We start from the raw sequence: 6,681 nt of genomic DNA, 5'->3' as shown, positions 1-6,681 counted from the left end.
TCCCCACGGCTCGATCCTGATGTCGCCGCCAGCGTCGGCGCCGACGTCGCCCGAGGCCGCGTCGGGAGGCTGCGCATGACCGGCGCCCCCTCACCCGAGCTGAAACGCTATTTCGCGGAGGCGCGGCGCTGGGACCAGGACCGGCTCGCCGAGGCCCTGCGCTCGCGGCGCCTCGCCTGGATCGCGGCCGGCGCCGCCACGGCCCTGGCGGCGTCGGCCACCCTCGCCGTCGCCCTGCTGACCCCGCTGAAGACGACCGAACCCTTCGTCATCCGCGTCGACCAGGCCACCGGCGCGGTCGACGTCGTCCGGGGCCTGTCGAGCGAAGACGGGCCGGCGCGCTACGACGAGGCCGTCAGCAAATATTTTCTTGCCCAGTACGTGAGGGCCCGCGAGGGCTATCTCGATCCCGCCGCCGAGGACGCCTTCCGCCTGGTGTCGGTCCTTTCGGGTCCCGCCGAACAGCGCCGCTGGGCCGACCTCTACCGGGGCTCCAACCCGCAGAGCCCGCAGAACCTCTACGGTCCCGACGGCGAGGCGGTCATCGCCATCCGCGCGATCGGCTTCATCAATGACGAGGTCGCCAACGTCCGCTTCCGCCGTACGGTCCGCCAGGCCCGGCAGACGGTGGAGAGCGACTGGATCGCCACCATCGCCTTTTCCTACACCCGCGCGCCGATGACCGAGGCCGACCGGCTGAGAAACCCGCTCGGCTTTCAGGTGGTCTCCTATCGCGCCGATCCGGAGGTCATCCGATGAAATTTCCAGCCGCCGCTTTCGCCGCTGGCCTCCTCGCCGTCGCCTCGCCCGTTCTGGCCCAGGCGCCCGCCGATCCCCGCGTCCGCGAGGTGGCCTATGAGCCGGGCGCCGTCTATCCGGTCGCCGGCGCCTGGCGCACCGCGACCCAGATCATCTTCTCGCCCCGGGAGACGATCCGTCACGCCGCCATCGGCGACAGCGTGGCCTGGGAGGTCGCGGCCGAGGGCTCGGTCCTGTTCCTGAAGCCGCGCGAACGCCATCCGGCCACCAATCTGCTGGTGGTCACCGACCGCGACGGCGAGGCGCGCCACTACGCCTTCGAACTCCAGGCCCGGGACCCCGATGCGCGCGGCCCCGTCGCATGGCAGATCCGCTTCCGCTATCCCGGCGACGACCAGACGGCCGCCGCCGGGTCGCTCGCCGCGGCGGCCCGCGCCGCCGAGACCCGGCTGATCGGACTCGAACTGGCGCGAGGCGCGCTCGAAGGCCCGCGCAACCTGGCCTGGTCGGCCCAGGGTGATCCCGCCCTGCAGCCGTCCGAGGTCAGCGACAACGGCCGCTTCACCGTCCTGCGCTTCCCCGGAAGCCAGGCCCTGCCGGCCCTGTTCGAGGTCGGCGAGGACGGCGGCGAACGTCTGGTCCCCTATGACGTCCGCGGCGAGTTCGTCGTCATCCACGGCGTCCCCCGGGGCCTGCGCCTGCGCCGCGGCCGATCGGTCCTGTGCCTGTTCAACGAGGCCCGGGACGGGCGGGGACGGGCCGTCGGGACCGGCACCGCCTCCCCCGTCGTCGAGCGCGCCCCCGCCGGAGACCGGCCATGACCCATGAACACCCTTCGCCGTCCGAACCGCCGGCCGGCGCGGACCGGCCGGAGCCCGTCCGGGACCGGGGCGTCTCGCCCATCGCCGGCCGGCTCGGCGGGCGACACGGCAAGATGACGGCCTTGGCCGCCCTGGCCCTGGGCTGCGGCGTCTTCCTGTTCGCCACCTGGGACCGGGGCGACGCCGGCCGTCGCGATCCCGCCTCCGCCGACGAACCGGTGCGCCCGTCGACGCCGTTCGAGCCGGCGCGCCGTCCCGCCGATCCGCCGCTGCTGAGCGAGGCGGCCTCCGATCCCTCGGCGCCGCTGTTGATCGACGAGGCGAACCGCATCCCCGCCCTCGACGCCGCCCGCACGCCCCACCCGGTCCCGAAGGGCGGACCGTCGCCCGCGGACCAGCGCCAGGCGCTCGCCGAGAGCGCCCGCCGCGCGCCCGTTCTCGCCTACAGCCGGCCCGGCGCAGCCGCGTCCATGGCTCCGGATCGCCCCGCGGGGGTCGCTGCACCGGCGGACTCTCCGGCGGCGGCGCCCACTTCGCTCGACCAACTGCGCCGGGTCAGCCCGATCGCCCGGACCCGAGCGGATCGACTGCCGGACCGCAACCTGCTGCTGACCGCCGGAACCAGCGTCCCGTGCGTGCTGCAGACGGCGATGGACAGCGCCACACCCGGCTATGTCAGCTGCGTCCTGCCGAGCGACGTCTGGTCCGACAACGGCGCCGTCGTCCTGATGGAGCGGGGCAGCCGGGTGCTCGGCGAGTACCGCGGCGGACTGGAGCCGGGCCGCGGACGGCTGTTCGTGCTGTGGACCCGCGCCGTCACCCCCGGCGGCGTCGCCGTCTCCCTCGCCTCCCCCGCCGCGGACGCCCTCGGCCGCGCCGGCTTCGACGGGGCGGTGGACCGCCATTTCTGGGACCGGTTCGGCGGGGCCCTGCTGCTGTCGATCGTCGACGACGGCGTCCACGCCGCCATCGGCCAGAGCCGCGACGTTCAATCCACGGCCCGCGTCCCTTCGGACGCCGCCGCCGTGGCGCTGCAGAACTCGGTCGGCATCCCGCCGACCCTGCGCAAGGCCCAGGGCGCGGAGGTCTCCATCTTCGTCGCCCAGGACCTCGATTTTTCCGGGGTCTACCGGCTGCGGGCCCGGTGATGGACGACACCTCGGTCCTCGATCACTACCTCGCTCCGTTGCGGCCCTTCCTCGAGCCGGACGACGTGACCGAGGTGGTGATCAACCGTCCGGGCGAGGTCGGGGTCGAACAGGCCGGCGGCTGGCGCTGGCACGAGAGGCCCGAGCTGACCGAGCCCTGGCTGCGCACCCTGGCGGTCGCCGCCGCCGCCTACACCAAACAGGACGTCGACGCCGAACGGCCGATCTGCTCCACCGTCCTGCCCGGCGCCGCCCGCTGCCAGATCGTCCTGCCGCCTGCGGCGCCGGCGGGAACCGTATCGCTTACGATCCGCAAGCCGTCGCACCGGCGCTTGGGCCTCAGCGAGTTCGAGGCGGCCGGCCTGTTCGCCGACACGCGGCCCGCCGACGTCGACGGCGTCGATGATGTCGACACCGCCCTGATCGAACGCCGGACCGCCGGCGACTGGACCGGATTCTTCCGTCTCGCTGTCGAGGGCCGCCGCAACATCCTGATCTCCGGGGCGACAGGCTCGGGCAAGACCACCTTCGCCAAGGGGCTGGTCGAGCTGATCCCCGCCCACGAGCGGCTGCTGACCATCGAGGACACCCGCGAACTGACCGTCCCTCACCGCAATGTCGTTCACCTGCTCTATTCGAAGGAGGGACAGGGCCTGGCCCGGGTCGGCGCCAAGGCCCTGCTGGAGAGCGCCCTGCGCATGCGGCCGGACCGCATCCTGCTGCAGGAACTGCGCGACGGCACGGCCTTCTTCTATCTGCGCAACGTCAACTCCGGCCATCCGGGCTCGATCACCACGGTGCACGCGGACTCCGCCGCCCTGGCCTTCGAGCAGCTCACCCTGCTGGTGCGCGAATCCGAGGGCGGACGCGACCTGCCGCGCGAGGACATCCGCGCCTTGCTGCATCTGCTCGTCGACGTGGTGGTGCAGATGAAGAAGATCGACGGCCGGTTCCGAATGACGGAGGTCTGGCATGAGCCGGCTCGCAAGCGTCAGCCCCGCGGCTAGGGCCGCCCTCGTCGCCCTCGCTCTCGCCGCCCTGCTGGCGATCGCGCTTTCGGGAACCGCGCTCGTCGCCCTCGCCGGCCTCGGCCGACTGGAGGCGGATATCGACCTGGCCCGCGTCCCCGGCTGGTTCTGGTACTATCGCGACGATCCGCTGGTGCGCCGCTGGCTGCGCATCGGCGCGGCCGGGCATGGCCTGCTGCTGCTGATCCTCATCGTCGTCATGATCGTCAACCGCCGCCGCCCCCTGCACGGCGCCGCGCGCTGGTCGACGGCGGGCGAGCAACGCCGCGCCGGCCTGCGGGCGCGACAGGGCGTGGTGCTCGGACGGGCCGGCGGCGGCCTGCTGATCTCGGATGGGCCCGAGCATGTGATCGTCTACGCCCCGACCCGCACCGGCAAGGGCGTCGGGGTGGTCATCCCCAATCTGCTGGCCTGGCCCGGCTCGGTCGTCGTGCTCGACATCAAGCGCGAGAACTTCCTGGCCACGGCCGGGTTTCGCGCCGCCTCCGGCCAGAGGGTGCTGATGTTCGACCCCCTGGCCCTCGACGGACGCACGGCTCGCTACAACCCGCTCGGCCATGTCGCGCGGGACCGGCCCGAGGTCGTGCTCGACGAACTGCAGCGGATGGCGGTGATGCTCTTCCCCGGCCATGACCACGCCGACCCCTTCTGGTCGGAAGCGGCCCGCATCGGCTTTATCGGCGTCGGCGCCTTCGTGGCCGAAACCCCCGCCCTGCCTTTCACCCTCGGCGAGATCTTCCGCCAGCTGACCCGGGGCGATCCCCGCACGCGCTTTCCGGCCCTGATCGCGGAACGGCGGCGCGCCGACCGACCGCTGTCGGGCCCCTGCGTCTCGGCCCTGACCGACTTCTGCAGCGCCGGGGAGAACACCTTCGCCTCGGTGCGCCAGACCATCACCACCCGCATGGGCCTGTGGCTCAACCCGGCGGTCGACGCCGCCACCGCCGCCAGCGACTTCGACCTGCGCGCCCTGCGCCGCGGCGGGGTCTCCCTGTATCTCGGGGCCGCCCCGGACAATATGCAGCGGGTCGCGCCGCTCTACAGCCTGCTGTTCCAGCAGCTGGTCGATCTCAACAGCCGCGCCCTGCCCGGCCCCGGCGACCGGCCGGCGCTGGTGCTGCTCGACGAGTTCGCCCGTCTCGGCCCGGCCCCGGTCCTCGCCCACGCCTTTTCCTTCGTCGCCGGCTACGGCCTGCGCCTGCTGCCGGTGATCCAGAGCCCGTCCCAGTTGCGCGCCCTCTACGGCCCGGACGTCACCGAGGAGATCCTGACCAACTGCGGCGTCGAGGTCGTCTTCGCCCCCAAGGAGCTCAAGGTCGCCCAGGACCTCAGCGAGCGGCTCGGCTTCTACACCTACAGCGCCCGCAGCCGCAGCCGACCCACGGGCCTGGCCCCGGGGCGGCGCAGCACCACCGCCTCCGACCAGCGCCGCGCCCTGATGTTGCCGCAGGAACTGATGCAGCTGCCGCCCGGCGACCTCATCGTGCTCAAGGCCGGCCTGCCGCCGACCCGGGGGCGCAAGATCGTCTCCTGGCGCGAGCGCGTCTTCGTCCGCCGCCGCCGCCCGCCGCCGCTCGTCCCCGTCGCGCCGCGCGTCGATCCGCCCGCCCCCGAGTCGGTCGCTCCCGTCCCCGCCGCCGACGAGACGGCGATGTTCGGCTTCGACGCCATCGCCCGCGCCTTCGCGGCGGAGGGCGCCCCGCCGCCTGCGCCCGGAGCCGACGAGACGGCGGTGGGCGACTGGCTGGACCGAATGATCGACGCGGGCGTCCGCGCGCCCGCCCCGGCCCTTGATCCCGCGCGTGACCGCTGATGGCCGCCGCGCCCTCATCCGGCAAACCCGAACGGGACGCGCCCGCCGAAAGCCGCCTGAGTCCGGCCGGCCCGGACCGGGCGCCGGTCTCGCGCCGCAAGGGCGACCTGCCGTCGTCGATCCTCGACCGCTATCTGATCGAACACGACGGCCGCGGCCGAGCCGAGCGCTTCTTTCGCGACCACCGCGCCGACCAGCCGGCCTTCCGCGACGCGGGTCGGGCGCTGACGGCCGCGAGCGCCTATCCCGACGTCGTCGCCGACATGCTCAGGATCGCCCGCCATCGCGGCTGGACCCAGGTCCGCGTCGAGGGCGATCCGGCCTTCCGCCGCGAGGCCTGGGTCCAGGCCCAGGCCATGGACATCGCGGTGAGGGGCTATCGCCCCACCGAACGGGACCGTCAGGCGGGGGGGGCCCGGACCCCCGCCCAGGATCCCGATCGCCCACGCCCCACCGAGCGCCCGGTCGCCCCGTCCCCGCCACTCGAAGCCCGCATGCGGCTGGCCGCCGCCGCCGTCCAAACCCTGGTCGGCGATCCGGCGGCGCGGACGCGACTGCTCGAACGCGCCTGGGCGCGGGCCACGGCCCACCTCGAACGCGGCCACACCTTCCGGCCGCCGCCGGACCTCGAACGGTCGGCGACAAGGGACCGCCCGGACGCGGACAGACGCCGCGAGCGCTGAGGCGCAAGTGTGTTTGTAAACAACCATAAATGGGTGCTTATTGGCCGCATGGTCGTCAATCACCCATATATGGGCTCTGATGTCATTGCCATTGCCTTAACCCACAAGAACCAATACATTAGCGATAATAGTCTATTCTGCCGACAAACACCTACATAGGGGTTCTTGAATGTCCACCTCGGAAGCTGCGCTTCTGATCCGTGCGGAGCAACTGGGCGACCGTCTGGCGGCGCAGCGGCTGAACCGCAACCTGACCCAGCGCCAGCTCGCCGACGACGCCGGCGTGGCCCTCAACACCCTGCGCCGGCTCGAGGCCGGAGAAAACGTCTCCCTCGACACCCTGATCCGGGTGCTGGAGGCGCTCGGCCTGGGCGACCGGCTGGAGGCCCTCGCCCCGCCCGCCGACATCCGGCCGGTCGACCGGGTGCG

Annotated in this window: 7 protein-coding genes; all 7 read left to right on the top strand. The window is 73.0% G+C overall.

All coding sequences use genetic code 11. The features are described 5' to 3' along the window. The coding region (locus RDU12_RS10850; protein WP_308684605.1) for a VirB8/TrbF family protein at positions 1 to 759 on the top strand (759 nt) is incomplete at its 5' end. Beyond that, a complete protein-coding gene (locus RDU12_RS10845; protein WP_300293336.1) occupies positions 756 to 1,580 on the top strand; it encodes a TrbG/VirB9 family P-type conjugative transfer protein in 825 nt (274 codons plus the stop codon). The genes RDU12_RS10850 and RDU12_RS10845, both read left to right, overlap by 4 nt. Beyond that, a complete protein-coding gene (gene virB10 / locus RDU12_RS10840) occupies positions 1,577 to 2,728 on the top strand; it encodes a type IV secretion system protein VirB10 (protein ID WP_308684604.1) in 1,152 nt (383 codons plus the stop codon). Before RDU12_RS10845 ends, virB10 begins: the two co-directional genes overlap by 4 nt. Further along, positions 2,728 to 3,735 carry a P-type DNA transfer ATPase VirB11 gene (gene virB11 / locus RDU12_RS10835; protein ID WP_300293222.1) on the top strand — a complete coding sequence of 336 codons (1,008 nt, stop codon included), beginning with the start codon at positions 2,728 to 2,730 and terminating at the stop codon, positions 3,733 to 3,735. Before virB10 ends, virB11 begins: the two co-directional genes overlap by 1 nt. After that, positions 3,701 to 5,569 carry a type IV secretory system conjugative DNA transfer family protein gene (locus tag RDU12_RS10830; RefSeq protein WP_308684603.1) on the top strand — a complete coding sequence of 623 codons (1,869 nt, stop codon included), beginning with the start codon at positions 3,701 to 3,703 and terminating at the stop codon, positions 5,567 to 5,569. The genes virB11 and RDU12_RS10830 overlap by 35 nt, the downstream gene beginning before the upstream one ends. Then, entirely contained in the window at positions 5,569 to 6,252 is a 684-nt protein-coding gene (locus RDU12_RS10825; protein ID WP_308684602.1) for an LPD7 domain-containing protein, read from the top strand. The genes RDU12_RS10830 and RDU12_RS10825 overlap by 1 nt, the downstream gene beginning before the upstream one ends. A gap of 169 nt (positions 6,253 to 6,421) precedes the next feature. Next, positions 6,422 to 6,681, top strand: a 260-nt coding sequence (locus RDU12_RS10820; RefSeq protein WP_308684601.1) for a helix-turn-helix transcriptional regulator, incomplete at its 3' end; no start/stop codon positions are given.

This window comes from Brevundimonas sp. (assembly GCF_031082345.1).
GTDB lineage: Bacteria > Pseudomonadota > Alphaproteobacteria > Caulobacterales > Caulobacteraceae > Brevundimonas.
This window is presented reverse-complemented; position numbering and strand designations above follow the sequence as displayed.

What these genes read in the sequence shown, in the direction of transcription:
- RDU12_RS10845 (WP_300293336.1), top strand. Translation starts at nt 756, where the DNA reads ATGAAATTTCCAGCCGCCGCTTTCGCCGCTGGCCTCCTCGCCGTCGCC.
- virB10 (WP_308684604.1), top strand. Translation starts at nt 1,577, where the DNA reads ATGACCCATGAACACCCTTCGCCGTCCGAACCGCCGGCCGGCGCGGAC.
- virB11 (WP_300293222.1), top strand. Translation starts at nt 2,728, where the DNA reads ATGGACGACACCTCGGTCCTCGATCACTACCTCGCTCCGTTGCGGCCC.
- RDU12_RS10830 (WP_308684603.1), top strand. Translation starts at nt 3,701, where the DNA reads ATGAGCCGGCTCGCAAGCGTCAGCCCCGCGGCTAGGGCCGCCCTCGTC.
- RDU12_RS10825 (WP_308684602.1), top strand. Translation starts at nt 5,569, where the DNA reads ATGGCCGCCGCGCCCTCATCCGGCAAACCCGAACGGGACGCGCCCGCC.